Source organism: Microbacterium saccharophilum (assembly GCF_007992455.1).
Classification (GTDB): Bacteria; Actinomycetota; Actinomycetes; order Actinomycetales; family Microbacteriaceae; genus Microbacterium; species Microbacterium saccharophilum.
In genome coordinates this window covers 75,332-100,565 of sequence record NZ_BKAH01000007.1, presented here as the reverse complement: position 1 = coordinate 100,565, position 25,234 = coordinate 75,332, and the positions used below count along the sequence as shown (strand labels likewise).

19 protein-coding genes and 1 pseudogene are annotated in these 25,234 nt (G+C 71.7%); 6 read left to right on the top strand and 14 right to left on the bottom strand.

From position 1 onward, the window contains the following. Positions 1–184: 184 nt before the first annotated feature. The 5 genes from pflA to MSA03_RS08925 all read right to left on the bottom strand — a co-directional run bounded on the left by pflA (position 185) and on the right by MSA03_RS08925 (position 6,967). Positions 185–1,090 (bottom strand): pyruvate formate-lyase-activating protein, encoded by a 906-nt coding sequence (gene pflA, locus MSA03_RS08945; protein ID WP_147050573.1) that lies wholly within the window; start codon positions 1,088–1,090, stop codon positions 185–187. Positions 1,091–1,095: 5 nt separating this feature from the next. Then, a complete protein-coding gene (gene pflB / locus MSA03_RS08940; protein WP_147050571.1) occupies positions 1,096–3,357 on the bottom strand; it encodes a formate C-acetyltransferase in 2,262 nt (753 codons plus the stop codon). 528 nt (positions 3,358–3,885) lie between these two features. Continuing rightward, positions 3,886–5,538 (bottom strand): Mur ligase family protein, encoded by a 1,653-nt coding sequence (locus tag MSA03_RS08935; RefSeq protein WP_028496080.1) that lies wholly within the window; start codon positions 5,536–5,538, stop codon positions 3,886–3,888. A 101-nt stretch (positions 5,539–5,639) separates the two neighbouring features. Further along, the gene (locus MSA03_RS08930; RefSeq protein ID WP_147050569.1) at positions 5,640–6,323 is read right to left on the bottom strand and encodes a DUF1775 domain-containing protein; all 684 of its coding nucleotides are present in this window, start codon (positions 6,321–6,323) and stop codon (positions 5,640–5,642) included. Between the two features lie 62 nt (positions 6,324–6,385). Further along, positions 6,386–6,967, bottom strand: coding sequence for a hypothetical protein (locus tag MSA03_RS08925; RefSeq protein ID WP_147050568.1), 582 nt, complete (start codon positions 6,965–6,967; stop codon positions 6,386–6,388). 64 nt (positions 6,968–7,031) lie between these two features. On the opposite strand from MSA03_RS08925, the pseudogene MSA03_RS08920 reads away from it, so the two are divergent. After that, positions 7,032–8,326 (top strand): annotated as a pseudogene (locus tag MSA03_RS08920) (M50 family metallopeptidase). 11 nt (positions 8,327–8,337) lie between these two features. Here the strand turns inward: MSA03_RS08920 and MSA03_RS08915 are convergent. Beyond that, entirely contained in the window at positions 8,338–10,236 is a 1,899-nt protein-coding gene (locus tag MSA03_RS08915) for a chorismate-binding protein (RefSeq protein WP_147050566.1), read from the bottom strand. Positions 10,237–10,432: 196 nt separating this feature from the next. Here MSA03_RS08915 and ispG point away from each other — a divergent pair, with 196 nt between their 5' ends. Further along, positions 10,433–11,584: a flavodoxin-dependent (E)-4-hydroxy-3-methylbut-2-enyl-diphosphate synthase gene (ispG, locus tag MSA03_RS08910; protein WP_174799867.1), complete on the top strand. Its 1,152-nt coding sequence runs from the start codon at positions 10,433–10,435 to the stop codon at positions 11,582–11,584. Here ispG and MSA03_RS08905 read toward each other — a convergent pair. Continuing rightward, entirely contained in the window at positions 11,581–12,804 is a 1,224-nt protein-coding gene (locus tag MSA03_RS08905) for a trans-sulfuration enzyme family protein (RefSeq protein WP_147050564.1), read from the bottom strand. The two genes, ispG and MSA03_RS08905, sit on opposite strands and share 4 nt — an antisense overlap. Before the next feature lie 114 nt (positions 12,805–12,918). Between MSA03_RS08905 and MSA03_RS08900 the strand changes: the two genes are divergently transcribed. After that, entirely contained in the window at positions 12,919–13,416 is a 498-nt protein-coding gene (locus tag MSA03_RS08900) for an Lrp/AsnC family transcriptional regulator (RefSeq protein ID WP_147050562.1), read from the top strand. 190 nt (positions 13,417–13,606) lie between these two features. Here the strand turns inward: MSA03_RS08900 and MSA03_RS08895 are convergent, their stop codons facing one another. From MSA03_RS08895 to MSA03_RS08880, 4 genes are all read right to left on the bottom strand, one after another. Next, on the bottom strand, positions 13,607–15,079 hold the full coding sequence (locus MSA03_RS08895) for a maltokinase N-terminal cap-like domain-containing protein (protein WP_147050560.1): 1,473 nt from the start codon (positions 15,077–15,079) through the stop codon (positions 13,607–13,609). Then, the gene (treS, locus tag MSA03_RS08890; protein ID WP_147050558.1) at positions 15,076–16,845 is read right to left on the bottom strand and encodes a maltose alpha-D-glucosyltransferase; all 1,770 of its coding nucleotides are present in this window, start codon (positions 16,843–16,845) and stop codon (positions 15,076–15,078) included. Before treS ends, MSA03_RS08895 begins: the two co-directional genes overlap by 4 nt. A gap of 242 nt (positions 16,846–17,087) precedes the next feature. Further along, complete coding sequence (pcp, locus tag MSA03_RS08885; protein ID WP_174799865.1) at positions 17,088–17,720, bottom strand: pyroglutamyl-peptidase I; 633 nt, start codon at positions 17,718–17,720, stop codon at positions 17,088–17,090. Next, positions 17,717–19,162 (bottom strand): RNB domain-containing ribonuclease, encoded by a 1,446-nt coding sequence (locus tag MSA03_RS08880; protein ID WP_147050556.1) that lies wholly within the window; start codon positions 19,160–19,162, stop codon positions 17,717–17,719. The genes pcp and MSA03_RS08880 overlap by 4 nt, the downstream gene beginning before the upstream one ends. A gap of 83 nt (positions 19,163–19,245) precedes the next feature. Here MSA03_RS08880 and MSA03_RS08875 point away from each other — a divergent pair, with 83 nt between their 5' ends. Both MSA03_RS08875 and MSA03_RS08870 read left to right on the top strand, forming a co-directional pair. After that, positions 19,246–21,003 (top strand): proline--tRNA ligase, encoded by a 1,758-nt coding sequence (locus tag MSA03_RS08875; RefSeq protein ID WP_147050554.1) that lies wholly within the window; start codon positions 19,246–19,248, stop codon positions 21,001–21,003. Positions 21,004–21,046: 43 nt separating this feature from the next. Then, the gene (locus MSA03_RS08870; protein WP_028496069.1) at positions 21,047–22,114 is read left to right on the top strand and encodes an LOG family protein; all 1,068 of its coding nucleotides are present in this window, start codon (positions 21,047–21,049) and stop codon (positions 22,112–22,114) included. A 28-nt stretch (positions 22,115–22,142) separates the two neighbouring features. Here MSA03_RS08870 and MSA03_RS08865 read toward each other — a convergent pair whose 3' ends face one another. The 3 genes from MSA03_RS08865 to MSA03_RS08855 are packed head-to-tail and all read right to left on the bottom strand — an operon-like array spanning position 22,143 to position 24,087. Then, positions 22,143–22,643, bottom strand: coding sequence for a pyridoxamine 5'-phosphate oxidase family protein (locus tag MSA03_RS08865; protein ID WP_147050552.1), 501 nt, complete (start codon positions 22,641–22,643; stop codon positions 22,143–22,145). A gap of 50 nt (positions 22,644–22,693) precedes the next feature. Next, positions 22,694–23,494, bottom strand: a complete 801-nt coding sequence (locus tag MSA03_RS08860) for a DUF1206 domain-containing protein (protein ID WP_147050550.1) — start codon at positions 23,492–23,494, stop codon at positions 22,694–22,696. Between the two features lie 8 nt (positions 23,495–23,502). Continuing rightward, complete coding sequence (locus MSA03_RS08855; protein WP_051526210.1) at positions 23,503–24,087, bottom strand: acetate uptake transporter family protein; 585 nt, start codon at positions 24,085–24,087, stop codon at positions 23,503–23,505. Between the two features lie 155 nt (positions 24,088–24,242). Here MSA03_RS08855 and nusA point away from each other — a divergent pair, with 155 nt between their 5' ends. Beyond that, positions 24,243–25,232 carry a transcription termination factor NusA gene (gene nusA / locus MSA03_RS08850; protein ID WP_147050549.1) on the top strand — a complete coding sequence of 330 codons (990 nt, stop codon included), beginning with the start codon at positions 24,243–24,245 and terminating at the stop codon, positions 25,230–25,232. Positions 25,233–25,234 lie beyond the last annotated feature (2 nt).

Here is a 25,234-nt window from a genome sequence, read left to right as displayed (position 1 = left end):
CGCAGCACGGGTCGATCTGCAGGAGATGGTGTGACGCCCGGGGCCTCTGAGCCACACCAGCCACACCCGTCACGTCCGCTCCTGCGTTTCGCGCGCACGGCAACGATCGGCCCGCCCCGGAAGCGGTGGGGCGGACCGATCGACAAGCCCGCCGTTGGGCTCGATCTGACCGTCGGGGGAACGGTCAGTGCACCGTGAGGCCGTGCGCGCGGAACTGCTCGCGGACGCGCTCGACCAGCTCGGGGGTCGGCGGCTCGGTGTCGGCCAGCTCGTACTCCCGCCCGACCGCCTTCCACTTGTCACGACCCATCTGGTGGAAGGGCAGCACCTCGACGCGGGTCAGCGCGCCCGGCCGGATCTCGTTGAGCGACGCCGCGTACTGGGCGACGGCCTCCACGTTCGCCTCGTCGTCGGTGAGGCCCGGCACCAGCACGAAGCGGATCCAGATCTCCGGCCCGTCGGTGAGCTCCGCGAGACGCCAGCCGAACGCGAGCGTCGGCTCGAGGTCGCGCCCGGTCACCTTGCGGTACGTCTCCGGGTCGCCGGACTTCACGTCCAGCAGCACCAGGTCGGTGTCGGCGAGCATCTCGTCGGTCGCGTTCGTGCCGAGGTAGCCGCTCGTGTCGAGGGCGGTGTGCACACCGAGCGCCTTCGCGCCGTGCAGGATGCGGGCCGCGAACTGCGGCTGCATCAGCACCTCGCCGCCGGACAGGGTGAGCCCGCCGCCGGTGGCCCGGAAGACCCCGGCGTAGCGGCGGATGCGGGTGATGACCTCGTCGGCGGTTACCGGCTTGCCGTCCTTCATCGCGAGGGTGTCGGGGTTGTGGCAGTACAGGCAGCGCAGCGGGCAGCCGTTCAGGAACACCGTGAGCCGGGTTCCCGGACCGTCCACCGCCGTCACGAGCTCCCAGGAGTGCACGGAGCCCAGGCGTCCCTCCCGCATCGCGGTGAGGCGTTCGCCCCGGTCGACCTGCGCGACGCGCAGGCCGTCCAGGCCGTGGCCGGCGCGCGGCCCCGCCGCCGAGGCGGCGGGGCCGGAGGGAGCCTCCAGGCGCGTCGCCTCGGGCGGGAGGGCGGTCAGCGGGAACATGCCGGTCACATCGAGCCGTGGAAGGTGCGGGAGAGCACGTCGAGCTGCTGCTCGCGGGTCAGTCGCACGAAGTTCACGGCGTAGCCGGAGACGCGGATCGTCAGCTGCGGGTAGGCCTCGGGGTTCTCCATGGCATCCAGGAGCGTCTCGCGGTTCAGCACGTTGACGTTCATGTGGTAGCCCTCGGACCCGATGTAGGCGTCCAGGAGACCGGCGAGGTTCTGCACCTGCTCGTCCTTCGTGCGGCCGAGGCCGGCAGGGACGACGGTGTTGGTGAGCGAGATGCCGTCCTGCGACTGGTCGTAGGGCAGTTTCGCGACCGACAGCGCGGATGCCAGCATCCCGTGGGTGTCTCGTCCGTTCATCGGGTTGGCGCCCGGAGCGAACGGCTCGCCCGCGCGGCGGCCGTCGGGCGTGTTGCCCGTCGCCTTCCCGTACACGACGTTCGACGTGATCGTCAGCACCGACTGCGTGGGCATGGCGTTCCGGTACATCGGGTGGCGGCGGATCTTCGTCATGAAGCGCTCGACGAGGTCCACGGCGATGCCGTCGACCCGGTCGTCGTCGTTGCCGAACGTCGGGAACTCTCCCTCGGTCGTGTAGTCGACGACGATGCCGCGCTCGTCGCGCACCGGGGTGACGGTGGCGAACTTGATCGCCGACAGCGAGTCGGCCGCGACGGACAGGCCGGCGATGCCGCAGGCCATGGTGCGGAGGACGTCACGATCGTGCAGCGCCATCTCGAGCCGCTCGTACGCGTACTTGTCGTGCGACCAGTGGATGCAGTTGAGCGCTTCCACGTACGTCTCGGCGAGCCAGTCCATCGTCTTGTCGAACCGGGCCATGACGTCGTCGAACTCGAGCGGTCCGTCGCCGACGGGTGCGGCGATGGGGGAGACCTGCTTGCCGCTGACCTCGTCGCGTCCGCCGTTGATGGCGTACAGGAGCGTCTTGGCGAGGTTCACGCGGGCGCCGAAGAACTGCATCTGCTTTCCGATGCGCATCGGCGAGACGCAGCACGCGATGGCGGCGTCGTCACCCCATGCGGCGCGGATGATCTCGTCGGACTCGTACTGCACGGCCGACGTGTCGATCGACACGCGGGCGCAGAAGTCCTTGAATCCCTGCGGCAGCTCGGGGCTCCAGAACACGGTCATGTTCGGCTCGGGGGCCGGGCCCAGGTTGTAGAGGGTCTGCAGGTACCGGAACGAGTTCTTCGTCACGAGCGCACGGCCGTCCTCACCCATGCCGCCGATGGTCTCGGTGACCCAGGTGGGGTCGCCGGAGAACAGCGCGTCGTACTCGGGCGTGCGGAGGAACCGGACGATGCGCAGCTTGATCACGAAGTCGTCGATGATCTCCTGCGCCTCGGACTCGGTGATGCGGCCGGCGACGAGGTCGCGCTCGATGAACACGTCGAGGAACGTCGAGGTGCGGCCGAGGGACATGGCCGCGCCGTTCTGCTCCTTGACGGCGCCGAGGTAGGCGAAGTACAGCCACTGCACGGCCTCGCGGGCCGTCGTCGCGGGGCCGGAGATGTCGACGCCGTAGGACGCGGCCATCTGCTTCAGCTCGCCGAGCGCACGGATCTGCTCGGCGTGCTCCTCGCGCTGGCGCACGATCTCCTCGGTGAACGGGGTGGTGTCCAGGCCGAGCTTGTCGACCTTCTTGGCGGTGATGAGCGCGTCGACGCCGTACAGGGCGACGCGGCGGTAGTCGCCGATGATGCGGCCGCGGCCGTACGCGTCGGGGAGGCCCGTGATGATGTGGGAGCTGCGCGCCGCGCGGACGTTCGGCGGGTACGCGTCGAAGACGCCCTCGTTGTGCGTCTTGCGGTAGGTCGTGAAGACGGTCCGCAGCGTGGGGTCGATCTCGTAGCCGTAGGTGTTCAGTGCGCCCTCGACCATCCGCCATCCGCCGTTGGGCATGATGGCGCGCTTGAGGGGGGCATCCGTCTGGAGGCCTACGATGATCTCGTCCGTCTGGTCGATGTACCCGGGCGCGTGCGCCGTGATGGACGCGGGCGTGTGGGTGTCGACGTCGTAGATGCCCTTCTCCCGCTCGACCGGGAACATCGCGCTCAGCGTGTCCCAGATGCGGGTCGTGCGGGCGGTGGCGCCCTGCAGGAACGACGCGTCGCCGGTGTACGGCGTGTAATTGCGCTGGATGAAGTCGCGCACGTCGATGCCGTCCTGCCACGGTCCGGGGGTGAATCCGGTCCAGGCGGCGGGCTGGGCGTCCTGTGCGGCGGGGGTGACGGTGGTCATGTCGCTTCCTCATGTCCTCGTGGGATCGAGCGCGTCGGGTGGTCCCCGTCTGGTGGCGGTATTCCGCTCGGCGTGCCGGTTGGGACCAGCATAGCGCTATGGTCAGACCACGGCTAGGGGGTGCACGGATGCCACAATCGCCGGCGCGGGTCCGCCGGTCGCGACTGTGGCCTGGCCACAAAGGCCCCGCGGGTTCCGCGCCGCAGTTTCGCGCCGGGTCCGCGCGAGGTCCGCGGGGCGGATGTGCCAGAGTTCGGGTCGGTTCGCGCCGCCTCGAACGGGCCGAAGCGGCATGAGGTGACCCCGATCCCGTTCGTTCCTCCGTGCCGCAGGGAATGGGGGCGGTTCGCGCCGCCTCGAGTGGGCCGAAGCGGCACGAGGTGACCCCGATCCCGTTCGCTCGTCCGTGCCGCAGGGAATGGGGGCGGTTCGCGTCGCCTCGAGGCCTGTGAGGCGGCGCGGTGTGACCCCATTCTGGCGCCGAGCGCGGCGCGTCAGGCCCAGCACGGGCCAGGCCCCGGGGGCGCGTCAGGCCAGCGGGCGTGAGGGGTCGGAGAGCGGTGTCTCGTCGGCCGGGTATGGCACGGGCCAGGACGGCTCGGGGACGGGCCAGCCCGCGTCGCGCAGCGCGCGGCGCGCGAGCTCGCGCGCCGAGTACGGTGTGCGGACGCCCCGGATGTCGCGGTAATCCTGGTGGCCGGGCCCCGCCCACAGGATGGCGTCGCCGTCGCCGACGAGCGCGACGGCCTCCCGGATCGCCCGCTCGGGCGGCGAGTACTCGTGGATGTCGGCATCCGGCGCCGCGCGTCGGGCGCCCTCGACGAGGGTTGCACGGATCGCGTCGGGGTCCTCGAAACGCGGGTGGTGGTCGGTGACGATGAGGATGTCGCTGCCCTCCACCGCCGTCCGGCCCATGTCGTGCCGTTTCGTCGCGTCGCGGTCGCCGTCGGCGCCGAAGAGCATGAGCACGGTGCCGGGCGTTACCCGCCGCACGGCGGCGAGCGTCTTCTCGAACGCGTCGGGGGAGTGCCCGAAGTCGATGTAGACGGCGGGTCCGCGGTCGCCGGACACCCGCTGCGTGCGACCGGGGAGGTGTGCGTCGATGCGGCCGCCGTCGAGCACGGCGACGAGCCGCTCCCAGGTGTAGCCGCCCTCGAGGAGCATGACGATCGCGAGGCCGGCGTTGGCGGCCATGTGGCGGCCGATGACCGGGACGGTCGTCGTGAGGGACCGGCCCTCCGGCCCCGTCAGAGTGAACTCGGTGCCGTCCTGGCGCTCCTCGACGATCTCGACGCGCCAGTCCGCCGCGGCGGACGGGTCGACGGCGATCGCGGGAGTGATGATCGTCACGGCCGGGACGGTGCTGCGCTGCGCGACCTCCGCGCCGTAGGCGGAGTCGAGGCACACGACGGCGCGGCGCGACCGCTCGGGCGTGAAGAGCGGCAGCTTGGCCTCGAAGTACTCCCGCATGTCGGCGTAGTCGTCGAGGTGATCGTGGGTGAGGTTGGTGAAGCCTGCGACGTCGAAGAGGATGCCGTCGACGCGGTGCCGGGAGAGGGCCTGGGCGCTGACCTCGACGGCCACCGCCTCGACGCCCCGCTCGCGCATGAGCGCGAGCAGCGCGTGGAACTCGGAGGCCTCCGGTGTCGTCAGGCGCGACACGATGACCTCGCCGGCGATGTGCCGCTCCGCCGTGGAGGACAGGCCCGTCACGACGCCCAGCTGGCCGAGGATCCCTTCGAGGAGGTGTGACACGCTCGTCTTGCCGTTCGTGCCGGTCGTGGCGAGAAGGAGCGGCAGGTCGTCGTCCGGGCCGGTGCCGTAGACCCATGCGGAGAGGTCGCCCAGCAGGGCCCGCGGGTCGTCGACCACGATGATCGGAAGCCCCGCGTCGCGGGCGATCTCGGCGCCCGCGGCGTCGGTGATGAGCGCGGCGGCGCCCTTCTCCGCGGCGGTCCGGGCGAAGTCCGCCCCGTGCCGCTTCGCGCCCTGGATCGCCACGAAGGCCTCGCCGGCGCGGAGGTCGGCGGTGGCGAGCGTGATGCCGGTCAGGCGGGTGTCGCCGAGGTCGCCGCTGTGCGAGCGGCCGAAGCGCTCCGCGAGTTCGGCGAGGGACCGCTGCGGAGGGTTCTCCGGGCGGAGCACGGGCGGGAGGTTGGAGGGCGCGGCGTCACTGGGCATGGCCCGTCCATCCTCTCATCCCCCGCACGGATCGCCCCGGTGCCCGCGCGAATGCGATCGCGACGGGGCGCGCGGGTGCGCGCACCCGCCGCGGGGTCGCGTCAGGCGCGCCGGCGCACCAGCACGACGATGAGCGCGGCCACGGCGGCGACGAGGGCGCCTCCGCCGAGCCAGCGGGCGACCGGGTCGGCCCCGTCGGCCGCGCCCTCGGACACCCCGCCGGGCGCCGACGCGTCGGCGTGGTCGCCGCCGTGCGCGTCGCCCGTCTCGGCGGGGGCGCCGACGGTCACGACGGGCGCGGGCGCCTCGAGCTCATGGGGGTCCTGCCCCTCCTCGGCGACCTCGCTCCAGTCGTTCTGACCCTCGGCGCATTCCTGCAGCACGGGGAAGGCGACCTCGGTGTCGGCGACGGACGAGGCGAAGACGACGTCGAGCGACACGGTCGCGCTGACGCCGTCTTCGACGGGCGCGACCGCCGTGTAGGTGATGATGGTGGGGATGCCGTCGGCGCCGAGGTCGCGGGTGATCGTCCACGCGCCGTCGAGCACCGGGGTGACGGCGTCGAGGCCCTCGGGCAGGTCGAGGACGACGGCGGTCGTGGGGGCGCCGTCGCATCCGTGACTGAACGTGAAGTCGAGCCGCGTCGTGGTGCCCGCCGCGCCGTCGGTCGGCGAGACGTGCACATGCGCGGAGGCCGCGAGCGGCGCGGCGAGGACGAGGGCGAGGCCGGCGACGGCGCCGCCGAGGAGGCGCGCGCGACGGCGGGAAGGGGTGGAGGTGGTCATGGTTCTCTCTCGGGTCATTGCGGCGGGTCGCCGCGAAGGGGGATGCCGCGCAGGCGGCGTGCTCAGCCGAAGACGGCCGGCGGTCCCCGTCGGGAGAGGGAGGCGAGGTGGACCCGCGGGAGCGTGGGCAGGGCGACCGGCACGGCGCGCGGCGGCGCCGACGGCGACCCGGGCGCGTGGGCGGGGAGGAGTCGCAGGAGACGGCGGAGTCCCCGGCCGATCCCGCGCAGCATCCGCTCGCCCCACACCAGCAGCACGGTCGTGATGAGCGCGGCCAGCGCGTGGCCGGCGATCATCCCGGGGTCGAGGACGACTCCGGCGGAACCGATCCCCAGGAGGGCGCCGCCGTGCACATGCCGCACGCCCGCTGCCGGGGCATCCGTCCCCACCGCGGCGAACGCCGTGTGCAGGAGAGCCTGGCTGACGGCGACGACCGCGCTCGTGCGCCATAGGGCGGGGGCCCGTCCGACGAGCGCGACGGCGAGCGGGGAGGCCAGGAGTGTCACGGCGACGAGGAGCCACCACGGCGGGGCGCCGCCGCCGGAGAGTGTGTGCGCCGTGGCGGCGAGGACGACGGCGACGGCGGCTGCCGCGCAGCCGCGCACGGCCCGCGCCCGGCGCGCCGCGTGTCGTCCCCGTTCCACGCTCCGAGCCTAGTCGGCGCGCGGCTCGGCAAACTCAAAGCGCCGGACGGTAGCGTGAGCGCTCGTGACCGTCATCGCCTTCATCATCGGGGTCGTGCTCCTCGTCGTGGGGCTCGCCGTCTCGATCGCGCTCCACGAGGTAGGGCACCTCGTGCCGGCCAAGAAGTTCGGCGTGCGCGTCGGCCAGTACATGATCGGCTTCGGCCCGACGCTGTGGTCGCGGCGCTTCGGGGAGACCGAGTACGGGTTCAACGCGATCCCGCTGGGCGGCTACATCTCGATGGCCGGCATGTACCCGCCCTCGCCCGGCGCCGAGGGACGCGCCGGCGGGGGGTTCTTCGCGACGATGGTGCAGGACGCCCGCGCCGCGAACGACGAGACGCTCGTCGCGACCGGGGAGCGCCGGGCCTTCTACGAGCTGCCGGTGTACCAGCGCGTCATCGTGATGCTCGGCGGCCCGGTCATGAACCTGCTGCTGGCCTTCGTGCTGTTCGCGATCGTGTTCAGCGGCATCGGCGTGCAGACCGCGACCACGACGGTCGCGGCCGTCAACGAGTGCGTGCTGCCGGCCGGGACGACGCAGACCACGTGCGACGCCGGCGATCCGGCGTCGCCGGCCGCGGAGGGCGGCATCCTTCCCGGGGACGTGCTCGTCTCGGTCGACGGTACGGACGTCGCCACCTTCTCGGATGCCTCGGCGATCATCCAGGCCGCCCCCGGACGCGCGCTGGAGATCGTCGTCGAGCGAGACGGGGAGACCGTCCCGCTGCGGGTGACCCCGATGCTCGCCGAGCGCGAGGTCGAAGGCGCCGGCGGCGAGGTGACGACCGCCGAGGTCGGCTTCGTCGGGATGACGGCATCCGTCGAGTTCGTCCGTCAGCCGATCTGGGCGGGCCCGGCCTCCGCGGTGGACCAGACCGGGCAGGTGATGGGCATCATCTGGCAGCTGCCGGTCAAGGTCTACCAGACCGCCGTCGACCTGTTCACCGGTCAGGATCGCGACCCGAACGGCCCGCTCTCCGTCGTCGGCGCGGGTCGCCTGGCGGGCGAGGTCGCGGCGATCGACGCGCCGATCCTGAACCGCGTGTCCGCGCTCCTCGGCCTCCTCGGGTCGCTGAACATCGCGCTGTTCGTCTTCAACCTCGTGCCGCTCCTGCCCCTGGACGGCGGGCACGTCGTCGTGGCGCTGTGGGACGGTCTCAAGCGGGCGTGGGCGAAGCTGTTCCGGCGGCCGCCCCCAAGCCCGTGGATGCGACGAAGCTCGTCCCCGTCACCTTCGTCGTCGTGATCGGACTCATCGTCATGGGCGGGATCCTGATCCTCGCCGACGTCTTCAACCCGGTCGTCCTGTTCGGCTGATCTCCCGCCGATCAGGACGTGAGCGCGTGGGTGATGAGACGCTCGAGCGTCTCCAGGCCGTCCCGCGACAGGATCGACTCAAGGTGTCCCTGCACGGAGGCGTAGCCCGGACCGCGCAGCGCATAGACATCCCCGGATGCCGCATCCGCGGCGATCTGCGTCGCCCCGACCTCGGCGGTGCCGGCCGGCACGCGGACGGTGAAGGTGTTGTAGAACCCGATGGAGGCCGGCACGCCGAACACGTCCACGGTCTTCTGCAGTCCCTGGTGCGGGGAATCCAGCGGGGCGAGGCCGAGGCCCAGCTCGGCGGCGAGGATCTGGTGGCTGAGGCACACCGCCAGGAGCGGCCGCCCCGAGGCCAGGCGCGCACGCACGACCTCGCGCATCCGCGCCATGCGCGGACTGTCCGCCTCGCGCGGGTCGCCGGGACCGGGACCGGAGACGACGAGATCGGCGACGTCGATCGCCGCGACATCGACCTCGTGCCACGGGAGGATCGTCACCTCGAACCCCAGGTGGCGCAGCTGGTGCGCGAGCATCGTCGTGAAGCGGTCCTCGGCGTCGACGACGAGCGCGGTGCGGCCCGCGAAGGGGCCGTGCGCACCGGCATCCTGCGGGTTCAGCCAGAACGCGGCGAGCCGGGCGTTGCGCGAGGACAGCTGAGCGGCGATCGCCGGGTCATCGGCCAGCAGGCGCGGCTGCGCCGCCGGCGCGTCCTCATCGAGCTCGACCGCCTCCGCGATGTGGTCGCGCTCCACGGCGCCGATGGCGCCCAGCACGCCGGCGGCCTTGCCGTGGGTCTCGCCGACCTCGCCGTCGGGGTCGCTGTGCCGGACGAGGGTGGCGCCGACGGGGACCCGGAGGACGCCGTCGGCGAGGTATGCCGTCCGGATGAGGATCGGGGCGTCCAGGTCGTGTCCGCCTCCGGGATGCGGAGTGAAGAGGGCCGCGACCCCGGAGTAGTACCCGCGCGGGGAGCGCTCGTGCCGCGTGATGACCGTGCACGCGTTCTGCATGGGGGAGCCCGTCACGGTCGGGGCGAACATCGTCTCCCGCAGGATGTCGCGCGGGTCCATCGTGCTGTGCCCGCGAAGCATGTACTCCGTGTGGGTCAGCCGGGACATCTCCTTCAGGTGCGGTCCGGTGATGCGGCCGCCGTCGGTGCAGACGGCGGACATCATCTTCAGCTCCTCGTCGACGACCATGAAGAGCTCCTCGGTCTCCTTCGTGGAGGAGAGGAACTCGGCGAGGGTCTCGACGGTGGCGCCGCCGGCGGGATGCCGGAAGGTTCCCGAGATCGGGTTCATCGTGACGAGGCCGCCCTTCGCGCTCACATGCGCTTCGGGGCTGGCGCCGACGGCGAGGTGCCCCGGCGTGGAGATCAGGAACGTCCAGTAGGCGCCCCGCTCGTGCTCGAGGAGGGCGCGGAACCAGGTGAGTCCGGCCGTCACGGCATCCGCGTCGACGGCGGCGGTGAAATCGCGCCGGATGACGAAGTTCGCGCCTTCGCCGCGGCCGATCTCATCCGCGATGACGCGGCGGACGATGGCGGCGTACTCCTCATCCGGGATGTCGAAGCCGGCGTCGGCGAGGGCGACGCGCTCGGTCGGGAGCTGGGCGAGCGCGTCGTCGAGGGTCAGCGCCTCGTGGGCGTCCACGACGAGGCAGCGCAGCGGCGCCCCGTCGTCGTGGCATTCGAAGCCCCGCTCCACGACCTGCCGGAACGGGACGAGAGCGAGCACCTCACGGGGCGTCCCGGCGGCATCCGCGAGGGGGATGTCGGCGAGCGCGGCGACGTCGACGATGTCGCCGGTGAGGACCTCGACGGTCGAGCCGTCGCGGGCGAGGAGCGCGAACGGCGTCCCGGAGGAGGCGAGGGCGGCGAGGTTCGGCGGAGTGGACCCGGTCATGGTCGGTCTTTCGTCGTGGGGGCGGTCGCCCTACGAAGAAGACCGCCCGTCGGGGCGGTCTGTGTCAGTCGTCACGCGAACACACCGCCTTATGCGGAGTGCCACCAGGTGAGGTTCGCGGACATGCGCCGAAACTACCACAGCCGCGCGGGCGCACTCAGCCTGCACCCGGTCGGCGGGTCGTAGGCTTGAGGACGTGCCAGCAGTCAATCTCGGGATGCCCAAGGTCCCCGACGTCCTCGCCCCGCGCCGCAAGAGCCGCCAGATCCGGGTAGGAAAAGTCCTCGTCGGCGGTGACGCCCCCGTGAGCGTCCAGTCGATGTGCACGACCCCGACGACCAACATCAACGGGACCCTGCAGCAGATCGCCGAGCTCACGGCCTCCGGCTGTGAGATCGTCCGCGTCGCCGTGCCGTCGCAGGACGACGCCGATGTGCTGCACATCATCGCGAAGAAGAGCCAGATCCCGGTCATCGCGGACATCCACTTCCAGCCGAAGTACGTCTTCCAGGCCATCGACGCCGGCTGCGCCGCCGTGCGCGTGAACCCCGGCAACATCCGCAAGTTCGACGACCAGGTCGGCGCGATCGCCAAGGCCGCCAAGGACGCCGGCGTGTCGCTGCGGATCGGCGTGAACGCCGGGTCGCTCGACCCGCGCCTGCTCCAGAAGTACGGGAAGGCGACCCCCGAGGCGCTCGCGGAGAGCGCCCGCTGGGAGGCGTCGCTGTTCGAGGAGCACGACTTCCACGACTTCAAGATCTCCGTCAAGCACAACGACCCCGTCGTCATGGTGAAGGCGTACCGCCTCCTCGCCGCGATGGGCGACTGGCCGCTGCACCTCGGCGTCACCGAGGCCGGCCCCGCCTTCCAGGGGACCATCAAGAGCGCGACGGCGTTCGGCATCCTGCTGTCGGAGGGCATCGGCGACACCATCCGCGTCTCGCTGTCCGCCCCGCCCGCCGAGGAGGTCAAGGTCGGCCACCAGATCCTGCAGTCGCTGAACCTCCGCGAGCGCAAGCTCGAGATCGTCTCGTGCCCCTCGTGCGGACGCGCCCAGGTCGACGTCTACACCCTCGCCGACAACGTCACCGAGGGGCTCAAGGACATGACCGTGCCGCTGCGCGTCGCCGTCATGGGCTGCGTCGTCAACGGACCGGGGGAGGCCCGCGAGGCCGACCTCGGTGTGGCGTCCGGCAACGGGAAGGGTCAGATCTTCGTCAAGGGCGAGGTCATCAAGACCGTGCCGGAGGCCGACATCGTCGCGACCCTGATCGAAGAGGCCAACCGCCTCGCCGCCGAGATGGGCCCGGGCGCGCCGCTCGGCACGGCGCAGGTCGTCACGGCCTAGCGGACACCGGCGCGCGTCACGGCTGTGCTCTCCTGCGGCGCCGAGGCGAGGGCCTGGGCGAGGTCGGCGATCAGGTCGTCGATGTGCTCCAGGCCGATCGACAGCCGCAGGATGTCGGCGCCCGGACGCGCCGACGGCGCCACCGGGCGGTGGGTCAGCGCCGCCGGGTGCTGCACGAGCGAATCGACACCGCCCAGCGAGACCGCGTGGCCGAACACCCGCGTGGCGCCGGCCACGTGCGCAGCGGCCTCGTAGCCGCCGCGCAGGCGGACAGCGATCATCGCCCCGCCGCCGCGCATCTGCGACCCGACGAGCGGGTCCCCGGTGAGACCCGGGTAGAACACCTCGGCGACGGCGGGATCCTCGGTCAGCCATCGCGCGATCCGCTCCGCGGACGCCTGCTGGGCTCGCACGCGCAGCGCGAGGGTGGGGAGCCCCCGGTGCAGCAGGTACGCGGCGAGCGGATGGAGGACGGCGCCGGTGATCGCGCGCACGGGCCGCAGCGCCTCGGCCGTCTCCTCGCTGCATGCGATGACCCCGCCGATGACGTCGCCGTGCCCGCCCAGATACTTCGTCGCGCTGTGCAGCGACATGGCGGCGCCGTGCGCGATCGGGTTCTGCAGCACCGGCGTGGCGAAGGTGTTGTCGACGAGGACGGGAACCGAGCCCGCCTGAGCCACCGCGCGCTCGATGTCCACGAGCTCCATCGTCGGGTTGGCGGGGGTCTCCACGATGACGAGCCCCGTGTCGCCGCGGACCGCCCGGGCGATCTCATCGGCGGTGCAGTACGTCACGTCGGTTCCGAGGAGGCCCGTCGCCAGGAGATGGTCGGTGCCCCCGTACAGCGGACGCACCGCCACGACGTGCGGTCTGCCGACCGACGTCGTGTGACTGAGCAGGGCAGCCGTGACCGCCGCCATCCCGGAGGAGAAGGCGACGGCCGCCTCGGCGCCCTCGAGCAGCGCGAGCGCGTCCTCGAACCGGGCGACGGTGGGGTTCCACAGTCGGGCGTACACGGCGCTGCCGTCCGCAGGAGGCCGCCCGCCGCCCGCGAGCGTCTCGTAGGAGTCGCCGCCGCGCTGCACATCCGGCAGGGGATAGGTCGACGAGAGGTCGAGGGGCGGAGCGTGCACGCCGAGCGTCGTGAGGTCGTCCCGGCCGCCATGCACAGCCAGGGTCTCGAAGCGGTGGACGTTCTCGGGGTGCGGGGCGCGGTCCATGGGGCCTAGCGTTGCGGAATGATCGATGTCTGTCGATGATGATTGTGGATCGGCATCCTGAACTATGGAAGCATTGGCGAATCAGCAATCGGGATGTCGGAAGGGGTGGCTGTCTTGGCCGATCCGCAATCGAGCACCGGGCTCGACGATCTCGACCTCCGGCTTCTCGCGGTGCTCGTGCGGCAGCCCGGCCGGTCGAACAAGGCGCTCGCCGAGGATCTCGGCGTCGCCGAGTCGACGTGCGCCTACCGGGTCCGCGCTCTCCGGTCGCGCGGCGTGATCGCCGGTGTGCGCGTCGTGCTCGACGCGGCCGCTCTCGGTCTTCCCCTCCAGGGCGTGATCCGGGTGCGGCTGGGCCGGCACACGAGTGACGGCGTGGGCGGTCTGTTCGACGCTCTCGTGCGCACCCCCGGCGTCATCGAGGTGTTCCACGTCGCCGGAGCGGATGACTTCCTCGTCCACGTCGCGGTCGAGGACGCGGCGGCGCTGCGGGACATCGTCCTGCAGCACATCACGGTGCACGAGATGGTGAGCACGACCGAGACCCACCTCGTATTCGAGCGCCGCGAAGGCATCGGGCCGCTGGCCCGCGTCACGGGGGCGGCACGGTGAGACCCCCGGGTCACGGCAGGCAGAACTCGTTGCCCTCGGGATCCCGCATCTGGAAGTACAGCTCCGGCCACGCTCCCCACTGCTGATCGCGGACAGCCGAACACGTCCGCCCAGAAGTGCGAGAGCCGGCGCGGATCGTCGGCGTAGAAGGTGATGTTGCCCAGCGTCGCCCTTGTTCCTCCGTGACTGGTCAGACGGCGCCGATCGCGGCGACCGCGCCGAGGGGGATCGCCGTCCAGGCGGGACGATTGCGCTTCTCGTAGACGACTTCGTACACGGACTTGTCGGCCACGTATGCATCCAGCAGGACACGGCGCTCGCGGGCGAGAGCGTCCGCGGCGGGAGAACCCTGGTCGGCCTCGTCGGGCTCGTCGGCCTCGTCGTGCGGATGCGTCGGGAACGATGCCGCCACGTACGCGTCGACGAAGTGACGGCGCGCGCGCTGCGACCACTCGTGGGCGCGGTCCGCCCGGAGGGCGTTCTCCTCGGCATCCGCGCCGGAGCCCGACATCTCCACGACGCCGGGTGCGTAGTCGAACGAGCGCAGCATGCCCGCCACGTCGCGCCACGGCGAGTCCGGGAGGGCCCGCTCGTCGAAGGGGCGGCCCGGTTCGCCCTCGAAGTCCACGATCCGCCACCCGTGGGAGGTGCGCAGCGTCTGGCCGAGGTGCAGGTCGCCGTGGATCCGCTGCACGTCCAGCCCGTCGAGCGCGGCGACGGCGGCGTACGCGGCCCGCAGCCGCTCCGCGTGCGGCTCGAGTTCGGGCACCGTCCGCAGTGCGCGGTCCAGGCGATCCGTCATGGCGCGGGCGAGCTCGGCGGTCGCCTCGGCGCCGCGCCGATGCGCGGGGAACCGCTCGCGGAGCATGGCGTGGACGCCCGCGAGCGCTTCGCCGAGGCGCGCCGCCTCGCCCGCGAAGTCGCCGCCGGAGCCGACGATGTCCGGATCGGGATCGGCCAGCAGCGTGCGGACGCTCCCCATCGCGAGGTCGAAGCCGTCCGTGGCGGTGCGGAGGAACAGCTGCAGCATCGCCAGGTGCAGCACCTCACCGTCGAGCTCGATCTCGACCCATCCGTACAGGGGGGCGATGTGCTCCGACCCGCCCCGCGTCAGCTCTTCGTGGATCTCGATGTCGGGGTTCACGCCCGCGCTCACCTTGCGGAACACCTTCATGATGGCGGTGTCGTCGAAGCGCACGGAGGAGTTGGACTGCTCGCCGGTCATGGTCGATGCCCGCAGGTCGGGGTCGAGCCGGTCGCCGCCCGGCACCCGGCGGAACCGCAGTCCGCCGATCTCCGCCGTCCCGTCCGGCTCGGCGGCGACGAAGCCTGCCAGCCAGAGCGCCATCGCGTCGTGGTCGTGCACGGCGTCGTACAAGTGCCGGACATGCCCGTCGATCTCCGTCGCGCCGACGTACGCGTGGCCGATCCGCTCCTCGATGTCGGCGTAGCCGGCGAGCGGCACCTGGTACCGCTCGCGGCCGCCTTCCTCGTCGGCGTAGTCGACCGTCGCGAGGATCACGGTGACGGCCGGGCCGCGGTCTGTCGCCGGGAGGTCCGCGACCACGCGTGCGTCCGTGACCTGGAATGGCCGGCCCTTGCCGGCGAACCAGCGCGTCCGACCGAGATAGTCCGCCAGAACGGCGTGATCGAGCTGGCTCACAGCAGCCCCACCTCCTCCGACTCTTCGGCCGGCCCATGCAGCTGGAACCAGAAGAACCCATGTCCTCCCAGGGTCAGCAGGTACGGCAGCTCGCCGATCCGCGGGAACGGCACGCCGCCGACGAGCTCGACCGGGACCATCCCCTCGAAGCGTCGCAGATCCAGCTCCACCGGCTGCGGGAACTGGGACAGGTTGTTGACGCACAGGATGACGTCCACGGTGCCGTCGTCGTTCGTGTGCTCTCGCGAGTACGACAGCACGGACGGGTTCGAGCCGCCGAGATCGTTGAATCCGCCGAGCCCGAACGCGGGGTGGCGCTTGCGGGCGAGGATCATCTGCCGGGTCCAGTGCAGCAGCGACGAACGGTCCTCCTGCTGCGCCTCGACGTTGACCGCCAGGTAGCCGTGCACGGGATCCTGCACGACGGGCAGCGTCAGCTTGCCGGGGTTCGCGGTCGAGAAGCCCGCATTCCGGTCCGACGTCCACTGCATGGGGGTGCGGACGCCGTCGCGGTCGCCGAGCCAGATGTTGTCGCCCATCCCGATCTCGTCGCCGTAGTAGAGAACGGGGGAACCGGGAAGGGACAGCAGCAGCGCGGTGAACAGCTCGATCCGGTCGATGTCGTTGTCCAGCAGAGGGGCGAGGCGCCGCCGGATGCCGATGTTCGCCTTCATCCGCGGATCCTGGGCGTACTCGTTCCACATGTAGTCGCGGTCCTCGTGGGTGACCATCTCGAGGGTCAGCTCGTCGTGGTTGCGGAGGAAGATGCCCCACTGGCATCCGGCCGGGATCGGCGGCGTCTGCGCGAGGATCTCGCTGATGGGATACCGCGACTCGCGGCGCACCGCCATGAAGATGCGCGGCATGACGGGGAAGTGGAAGCACATGTGGCACTCGTCGCCGCCGACATCCGGGTTCCCGAAGTAGTCGACGACGTCGGCCGGCCACTGGTTGGCCTCGGCCAGCAGCACCCGGCCCGGGTAGTCGCGGTCCACGAAGCGGCGCACCTTCCGCAGGAACTCGTGGGTCTCCGGCAGGTTCTCGCCGTTCGTGCCCGGCCGCTCGTAGAGATACGGGACCGCATCCAGGCGGAACCCGTCGAGCCCCATGTCCAGCCAGAAGCGCATCGCGTCGATCATCGCCTCGTGGACCGCGGGGTTGTCGAAGTTCAGGTCGGGCTGGTGCGAGAAGAACCGGTGCCAGAAGTACTGCTGGCGTACGGGGTCCCACGTCCAGTTGCTCGGCTCGGTGTCGACGAAGATGACGCGGGCATCCTCGTACAGCTGGTCGGTGTCGCTCCAGACGTAGAAGTCGCCGAACGGCCCGCCCGGGTCGCTGCGGCTCGCCTGGAACCACGGGTGCTCGTCGCTCGTGTGGTTCATGACGAAGTCGACGATCACCTTGATGCCGCGCTCGTGCGCGGCGTCCAGGAACTCCTGGAAGTCCTCGATCGTGCCGAGACCCGGCTGGATGCCGGTGTAGTCGGCCACGTCGTAGCCGCCGTCGCGCAGCGGCGAGGGGAAGAAGGGCGGAAGCCACAGGCAGTCCACGCCCAGCCACTGCAGGTAGTCCAGCTTCTCGATGAGCCCGCGGATGTCGCCCATCCCGTCGCCGTCGGAGTCCTTGAACGAGCGCACCAGGACCTCGTAGAAGACGGCGGTCTTGAACCACTCCGGCTCGGGGCTGCCCGGGGTGTCCGGGAACGGCTCCTGCGTGAGGATCGGAATGGAGGCCGTGTAGGGGGCGGGCTCGGTGACATCCGTCATACGATCATCTTTCCGCTCGCGGTACCGGCGTCGCCGGGGGGATTGAGGGGCAGCATGCTTCCAACCTGCTACACCGAGGCGCCATCCGTCACCCCTTGCGCTGGTCGCGCAGAGCGTGTAACCCGCGACGGTGTGCGCTTCGGGAGGGGATGACCTTTCAGGAGGATGCCTGGGCTCCATGCGACCTCCCGAGGCGTCGAATCCTCCCGGCGCGACGCGGGGATCGGCGGCGCGGGCGGGGATCAGTGCAGCGTGCCCGCGGGGGAGCGCGTCTCCGGAGCGCCGGCAAGCGTCACGTCGAGCGCGACCCGCAGCGCGCGGGCGATGTCGCCCAGCGGCAGCTCGGGCTCGTCGCCCGGCGCCTGGCCGACGGCCCACGGGACGTGGACGAAGCCCGCTCGTGTGCCGGGGGCGACGGCCGACAGCGCCGTGAAGAAGGCGTGGTTGCACACGAACGTGCCGGCCGTGTGCGACACCTCGGCGGGGATGCCGGCATCCCGGATCGCGGCGGCGACGGACTTGACCGGCAGTGTCGCGAAGGCCGCCGGCGGGGCGCCGGGGATGCTGGGCTCATCGACGGGCTGCGCGCCGGCGTTGTCGGGGATGCGGGCGTCGATGAGGTTCACGGCGATCCGCTCGACGCCGATCGCGGCGCGTCCGCCGGCCAGCCCGGTCGCGAGGACGACGTCGGGTCGATGCTCCGCGATGAGTTCCCGGAGGCGTGCCGCGGCGCCCGCGAACGTGACCGGGAGGACCGCCGCGATGAGCGTGGCCGGCCCGTCCCACCCGGATGCCACGAGCTGCACGGCCTCGCCCGACGGGTTGGCGGCGTCGCCGCCGAACGGTTGGAACCCGGTCAGCAGCACCGTGGTCACGACGCCGCCTCGCTGAAGAGCGCGGTGCCGTCGGCGATCGAGGCCGCGTCGAGACGCAGCCGCACCTCCGCGCCGGGCACGACGTCGCCGAGGCCCGCGACCTTCGCCTCGACGGGCGGGCGGCGAAGCTGCACACGGGCGCCGTCGCCGCGGACGCTCAGCACGACGCCGTCGAAGACCTCACCCTCCCGGCCGCGCAGCACGGCGGCCTCCACGCGGTCGATCGCCCCGGCATCCATCCGTCCGGCGCGCTGCGAGCCGGCCGCCATCAGGGCGGGCACCTCGGGCAGGCTCTGGCGCGCCCAGTCCGGCACCGGACGGCCGTTCGCGAGGGCGTCGCAGATCACGAGCGACCAGCGGTCGACGAGACGGCGCAGCGGCGCGGTCGTGTGCGCGTAGGGCGCTCCGATCGCGGCCTGGCGGGGGTCGTCGGGCGGGTCGCCGTCGAAGGCGACGTACCCCGCGCCGCGGAACAGGCCACCGGCATACTCGCGCACGGCCCGTCCGGCGGGTGTGTGGGGCAGATCACTCAAGTACGTCCCGTACGGGATGTCGAAGCGCCAGGGGAGGCCGAGGGCGATCGTCTGGGCGCGGAACTCGGCGACGTCGTCGGGGTCGGCCTGCGGCATCGTGCGCAGGATGCCGACGCCGCCGGCCAGCATGATCTCTGCAGCGGCCATCCCGGTCAGGAGCGACACGTGCGCGTTCCATTCCTCCAGGGGCACACCGTCGCGGCTCTCCAGACGGTAGCCGTCGCCCTCCGCGACGACCCGGGTCTCCGGGAGGTTCAGACTCGCCCCGCCGCGCTCGCTCTCCCGCGCGTCGCGCTCGGCGCCGAACCACGGCATCGCGAGGAGTGTGAGGGGAGCGGTGCCGAGGTCGATGGCCTCCTGCGCCTCGGCATACGCCCACTGCGCGCGGGACCGGACCACCGCCCGGGTGAGCGTCGTCTGAACCGGACGTGCGCCGTCGTCGAGCACGAACCGCCAGACGTACGCGCGGCGGTCCTGCTCGGGCAGGAGGGAGGCGGCGTGCTCGCTCAGCACCGGCGGATGCAGGGGGATCCGGCCGTCGGGGGCGTAGATCGTCTGCGCCCGGCGGCGGGCCTCGCCGTCGAGCGCGCCGCCGGGCGCCACGTACGCCGGCACGTCCGCGATGGCGTAGTGCAGGATCGCGCCGGTCGCGGTCCGCTCCAGATGCACCGCCTGATCGAGGTCGGTGGAGCCGGCCGGGTCGATCGTCAGGAACTCGATGTGCCGGAGATCGGCGAGGCCGGCGGCCGCCGGGTCGACCGGCACGGCGGCGGCGGCCCGCTCGGCCTCCGCCTGCGCCTCGGGCGGGAACGACGCGGGGAGATCGAGGGAGCGGCGCAGCGCCTCCAACGACGCCGCGAGCGCGCCGCGGGCCTCGGTCGGGACGATGCGGGAGCGTCGGACGGGCACGGCGCCAGTGTAGGCGCGCTCGCCCGGGACAGCCCGCCGGACCGCGCGGGCCGCTCGAACCCGCGCGACTAAGCTTGACCCTCGTGGTCACCCGTCTCTCGCACTACTTCCTCCGCACGCTCCGCGAAGACCCGGCCGACGCCGAGGTCACAAGCCACCGCCTCCTGGTGCGCGCCGGCTACATTCGCCGCGCCGCACCCGGCATCTTCACGTGGCTCCCGCTGGGCCTGCGCGTCAAGGCGAAGATCGAGGGCATCGTCCGCGAGGAGATGACGCGGGCGGGCGCCTACGAGGTGCATTTCCCGGCGCTGCTGCCCCGTGAGCCGTACGAGCTCTCCGGGCGCTGGGAGGCGTACGGGGACGGCATCTTCCGGCTGAAGGACCGCAAGGACGCGGACTACCTGCTGGCGCCCACCCACGAGGAGATGTTCACCCTCCTCGTGAAGGACCTGTACTCGTCGTACAAGGACCTGCCGCTGACGATCTACCAGATCCAGGACAAGTACCGCGACGAGGCCCGCCCGCGCGCCGGCCTCCTGCGCGGCCGCGAGTTCACCATGAAGGACGCGTACTCCTTCGACTACACGGATGCCGGACTCGACGCGTCCTACCAGCTGCAGCGCGACGCGTACGAGCGCATCTTCCAGCGCCTCGGCATGGAGTACGTCATCGTCAACGCCGACAACGGCCTCATGGGCGGCGCGCGCAGCGAGGAGTTCCTGCACCCCACCCCTGTCGGCGAGGACACGTTCGTGCGCTCCGCCGGCGGTTACGCGGCGAACGTCGAGGCGTTCACGACGGTGGCCCCCGAGCCGATCGCGTTCGACGGGCTCCCCGCCCCGGTCGTCTTCGACTCGCCGGACACCCCCACGATCGACACCCTCGTCGCCCACAGCAACGCCGTCCTCGAGGGGGAGTACACCGCGGCGGACACGCTGAAGAACGTCGTCCTCGCGCTCACCCACCTCGACGGCACCCGCGAACTCGTCGTCGTCGGCATCCCCGGCGACCGCGAGGTCGACGACAAGCGCGTCGAGGTCGCCTTCGCGCCCGCCGCGGTCGAACCGGCCACGGAAGCCGACTTCGCGAAGCACCCGCTGCTCGTGAAGGGCTACATCGGCCCCTGGTCCGAGCTCGGCCCCGTGCTCGGCGAGGAGTCCGCGACCGGCATCCGCTTCTTCCTCGACCCGCGGGTCGTCGACGGGTCGAGCTGGATCACCGGCGCCAACGTCGACCAGAAGCACGTCCACACCCTCGTCGCGGGCCGCGACTTCACGGCCGACGGCTTCGTGGAGGTCGCCAACGTGCGACCCGGCGACCCGGCACCGGACGGCTCCGGCCCGGTCGAGCTCGCGCGGGGGATGGAGATCGGGCACGTGTTCCAGCTCGGTCGCTTCTTCGCGGAGAAGCTGGGGCTCAAGGTCCTCGACGAGAACGGCAAGCTCGTCACGGTCACGATGGGCTCGTACGGCATCGGCGTCACCCGCATCCTCGCGGCGCTCGCCGAACTCAACAACGACGACAAGGGGCTCGTGTGGCCCGCCTCCATCGCGCCGTTCGACGTGCACGTCGTCGCGACGGGCCGGGATGCGGTCGCGTTCGAGCTGGCCGAGAAGCTCGCCGCCGACCTGGAGGCCGCCGGAGTCGACGTGCTTCTCGATGACCGTCCGAAGGTCTCGCCCGGCGTGAAGTTCGGCGATGCGGAGCTCGTCGGGGTGCCGCGGATCGTCATCGTCGGTCGTGGCGCGGCCGACGGCGAGGTCGAGCTGTGGGACCGTCGCACCGGTGAGCGTGAGACCGTCGCCGCTGCGGACGCCGTGGCGGCCCTCACCGCCGGGTGAGGTCGTTGGCCCGTCGTTCACCGGGCCGTGACAGGGTGGAGGCATGGCTCCACCCCGTTCCCACGCGTCCATCCCGCCGCAGGTGACCGAGGCGCTGCGCGCCGTCATCGCCGAAGCGGGCATCACCGCCGACGCCGACCTCATCGCGCGCATCCTCGCCACGGGTGTCGGCCTGGGGCTCGACGACCCCGACCGGCTCGACCTCAAGATCACCTCCGCGGCGCTCAGCGAGATGCGCGCCGCCTTCCATCTGTTCGCCCCCTACCGCGACGTGCCGAAGGTCACGGTCTTCGGCTCCGCGCGCACGAAGCCCGACGACGAGCTGTACCGTCAGGCGTCGGAGGTGGCGGCGGCGCTCGCCGAGCGCGGCTGGATGGTCGTCACGGGTGCGGGGCCGGGGATCATGCAGGCGGCCGCCGAGGGCGCCGGCGCCGACCGATCGCTCGGCGTGTCGATCCGGCTGCCGTTCGAGGAGAAGCCGAACGCCGTCGTCGCCGCCGGCGCCAACAACGTGGCCATGAAGTACTTCTTCACGCGCAAGCTCATGCTCGTGAAGGAGTCGCACGGCTTCGTCTGCGTGCCGGGCGGCTTCGGGACGCTCGACGAGCTGTTCGAGCTGCTCACGCTGCAGCAGACCGGCAAGGCCGAGCCCATGCCGATCGTGCTGCTCGATGCGCCCGGCGGCAGGTTCTGGGAGGGACTGCGCGACTATGTCGAACAGCAGCTGCTGCCCGCCGGTGTCATCTCTCCCGACGACTTCGACCGGGTCACACTCGCCGACTCCGTCACGGCCGCCGCCGAGGAGATCACCGGCTTCTGGCGCAACTACGACTCCCTGCGCTGGGTCGGCAAGCGCCTCGTGCTGCGGCTGCGCGTCGAACCCACCGATGCCGAGGTGGCGGATCTGAACGCCCGGTTCGGCGGGATGCTGATCGACGGCGCGATCGAGAAGTCCGGGCCGCTCACGCCGGAGCGGGAGGACGATGACCGCGTCGACCTGCCGCGGCTGGTGATGATCTACGATCAGTTCCAGGTGGGGTCGCTGTACCGGCTCATCCGGGCCGTCAACCAGCTGGACAGCGCGCCGTCGGGGCAGGCCCACGCGAACTGACGGCGAAGCCGGCGCACGCCGCGTGACGTCAGCAGACGATGCGGCCGTGGTTCATCGTGTCATCGGGGGTGTCCCGGGTCACGAGGGCCTTCAGCATCCCCGCCGCCATGACGAGCTTGCCGTGGGCGGGCTCCCAGAACTCGGTGTCCAGAGGAGTGACCTTCAGCAGCGCGATGCCCGGGGTCTCCAGGCCGTGCGGGAACCAGATGTCCAGGGACGGGGTCCAGAGCTCCTCCATCTTCGCGCGGTCGTGGACCACGGAGGCCCGGCCGGCGACGGACACGTACCGCATCCCCTTCGCGTCGCAGTAGGACAGCCCCACGTCGTGGTCGCGCTGCACGTCGTCGACCTTCTGGGTGTCCTCCGCGGTGAAGAACCAGATGTCGCCGGCGTCGTCCATCTCGCGGGTGCTCATGGGCCGGCTGACGAGCCGGTTCTGCGCATCCTGCGTCGTCAGCATCGTGAAATCGATGTCCTCGACGAGCGTCTTCACGCGCTCGAGGGCTTCCTTGCCGGTCACTTCGGTCATGGCCCCACCCTGCGCGCCGTGCTCCGCCGCGGCCAGGGGGTTGACACGTGTCAGAGGCGCGCGTAGCGGGCCCGGAAGATGCAGAAGACCCCGTACGCGATGAGGCCCACCCCGACGACGGCCGCCAGGGCGCGGCCGAAGGTGAACTCGAGCAGGCCGTCGACGGCGCCGTCGAGACCTCCCGCAGCAACAGGGTCGACCTTCACCGCGGCGACGAGCAGGAGGATGCCGATGATGCCGAGCGCGACGCCCTTCGCGACGAAGCCGACCGCGCCGAGGCCCGCGAGACTCCGCCCCGGGCCGGCGTGGGGGATCGTGACCTTGTTCCGGAAGGTGCGCCGCACGCCCATCACGACGAAGACGACGCCCGCGACGGCGAACCCCGCACCCACGGCGCCGAGAAGGAACACGCCGCCGGGGATCGCGAGCACGCCGCGGCTGGCGTCCTCCGCCGTGTCCTCCGCGTTGGGGCGCGCCCCGAGCGCGACGGCGGCGGCCACGGCGCCCAGCCCCGCGAACACGAGCGCCTGACCCCACTCCGAGACGCGGGTGCCCCACTTGCGGGGACGCTCGCCCCGGGCCAGGAGGCCTTCCGCGACGTGCCACAGCGCCAGCGCCCACAGCGCGATCGCGACCATCCAGAGCGCGACGAACCCGAGCGGCGCCGTCGCGATCGCCTTGAACGCGCCCACTTGGTCGGCCTCGGCGCGGGTGCCGGTCGCGACGGCGAGGATGATCGCGCCGATGAGGATGTGCACCACGCCGTTGGCGGCGAAACCCGACCGGGCGAGCACCCGGAACACGGTGCTCGTGGTCGCCTCGCGCGCGGCGTCCTTCGCGGCGTCGGACACCGGCACCCCTAGGACTCGCGGTCCGGATCGCCCGCGATCCACGGCCGGCCGAGCGGCACGACGCGGCGCCGCATCGTGCGCCACACGAACTTCTCCGCCAGCAGGTAGGCGGCCAGGGCCGACGCCGCCAGCAGCAGCACCGCCCCGACCGTGCCGAGCAGCTCGACGCCGGTGAACGCGCCCGCCGCCTGCAGGCCGAGCCCGCCGGACACGCAGAGGAGCGTCACCGGGAGCACGGAGTTGTGCATCGAGGCGGGGAACGCGAAGCCGAGCGCGAGGATCGCGAACATGAGCGAGAACACGCCGCGGGCGGGACCGGCGACCTCGAAGAAGCCGAGCTCGCCGCCGAGGAGGAAGCCGGGCATGCAGATCCAGTACCAGCCGAAGGCGTTGTAGACCAGGAAATGGAAATCATCGCCCTGGAAGTAGGCCAGCATCCCCGCCGTCACCTGGACGACGCCGCCGAAGACGGCGCCGATCCAGAACACCGGGCTCTCGTTCTGCACCCCGAGGTGCTCGAGCTGCGCCGTCAGCGTCGCGATGACGAAGCCGAGAAGGCCGATGAGTCCGGGGTCCGCAGTTCGGCCAGTCATGAGCCCAGTATGGCCCGCCGACGAACGCCCCGCAGAACCCGGGGCGGGCGTCCGGGCGGCGGCTGTCCCCGATGCCGCGCACAGCCGCATCCGGTAACGTTGGGGGGATGCCGGGACGGTGACGTTCCCGGCGAGAGCTGAATAGGGAGAAACCTGTGGACATCGATCTGGGACTGCTGCGCACCGTCGAGCGGGAGAAGGAGATCCCCTTCGACGAACTCGTGCGGATCATCGAGCAGGCCATCCTGACGGCCTACGCCAAGCACACCTCGCCCACGGGCGAGCTCCCCGAAGGCGCCCGCGCCGAGCTCAACCGCAAGACCGGGCACGTCGCCGTGTTCATCCCCCTCCGCGACGAGGAGGACGTGATCATCGGCGAGGAGGAGAGCACCCCGGACGACTTCGGCCGCATCGCCGCGTTCGCCGCGAAGCAGGTCATCAGCCAGCGCCTCCGCGACATCGCCGACGACGCGATCCTCGGCGAGTTCCGCGGCAAGGAGGGCGACATCGTCGCCGGCGTCATCCAGCAGGGCCCCAACCCGCGCATGGTCCACGTCGATCTCGGCACCGTCGAGGCGATCCTGCCCCCCGAGGAGCAGGTGGCGGGGGAGGAGTACACCCACGGCTCGCGGGTGCGCGTCTACGTGACCTCGGTGTCCAAGGGCACCAAGGGCCCGCAGATCGCCGTGTCCCGCACGCACCCGGGCCTCGTCCGCAAGCTCTTCGCCCTCGAGGTCCCCGAGATCGCGTCCGGCCTCGTCGAGATCGTGTCCCTCGCCCGCGAGGCCGGTCACCGCACGAAGATCGCCGTCCGCGCCAACGACCCGTCGATCAACGCCAAGGGCGCCTGCATCGGCGAGCTCGGCCGCCGCGTCCGCGCCGTCACCGAGGAGCTCGGCGGCGAGAAGATCGACATCGTCGACTACGACGGCGAGCTGGCGAAGTTCGTCGCCAACGCCCTGTCGCCGGCGAAGGTCACCTCCAGCTTCATCCTGGACGCCGGAACGAAGGCCGTCCGCGCGCTCGTGCCCGACTACCAGCTGTCGCTCGCGATCGGCAAGGAGGGCCAGAATGCCCGCCTCGCGGCCAAGCTGACGGGCGCAAAGATCGACATCCAGCCGGACAGCATCCTGGAAGACGCCTGACG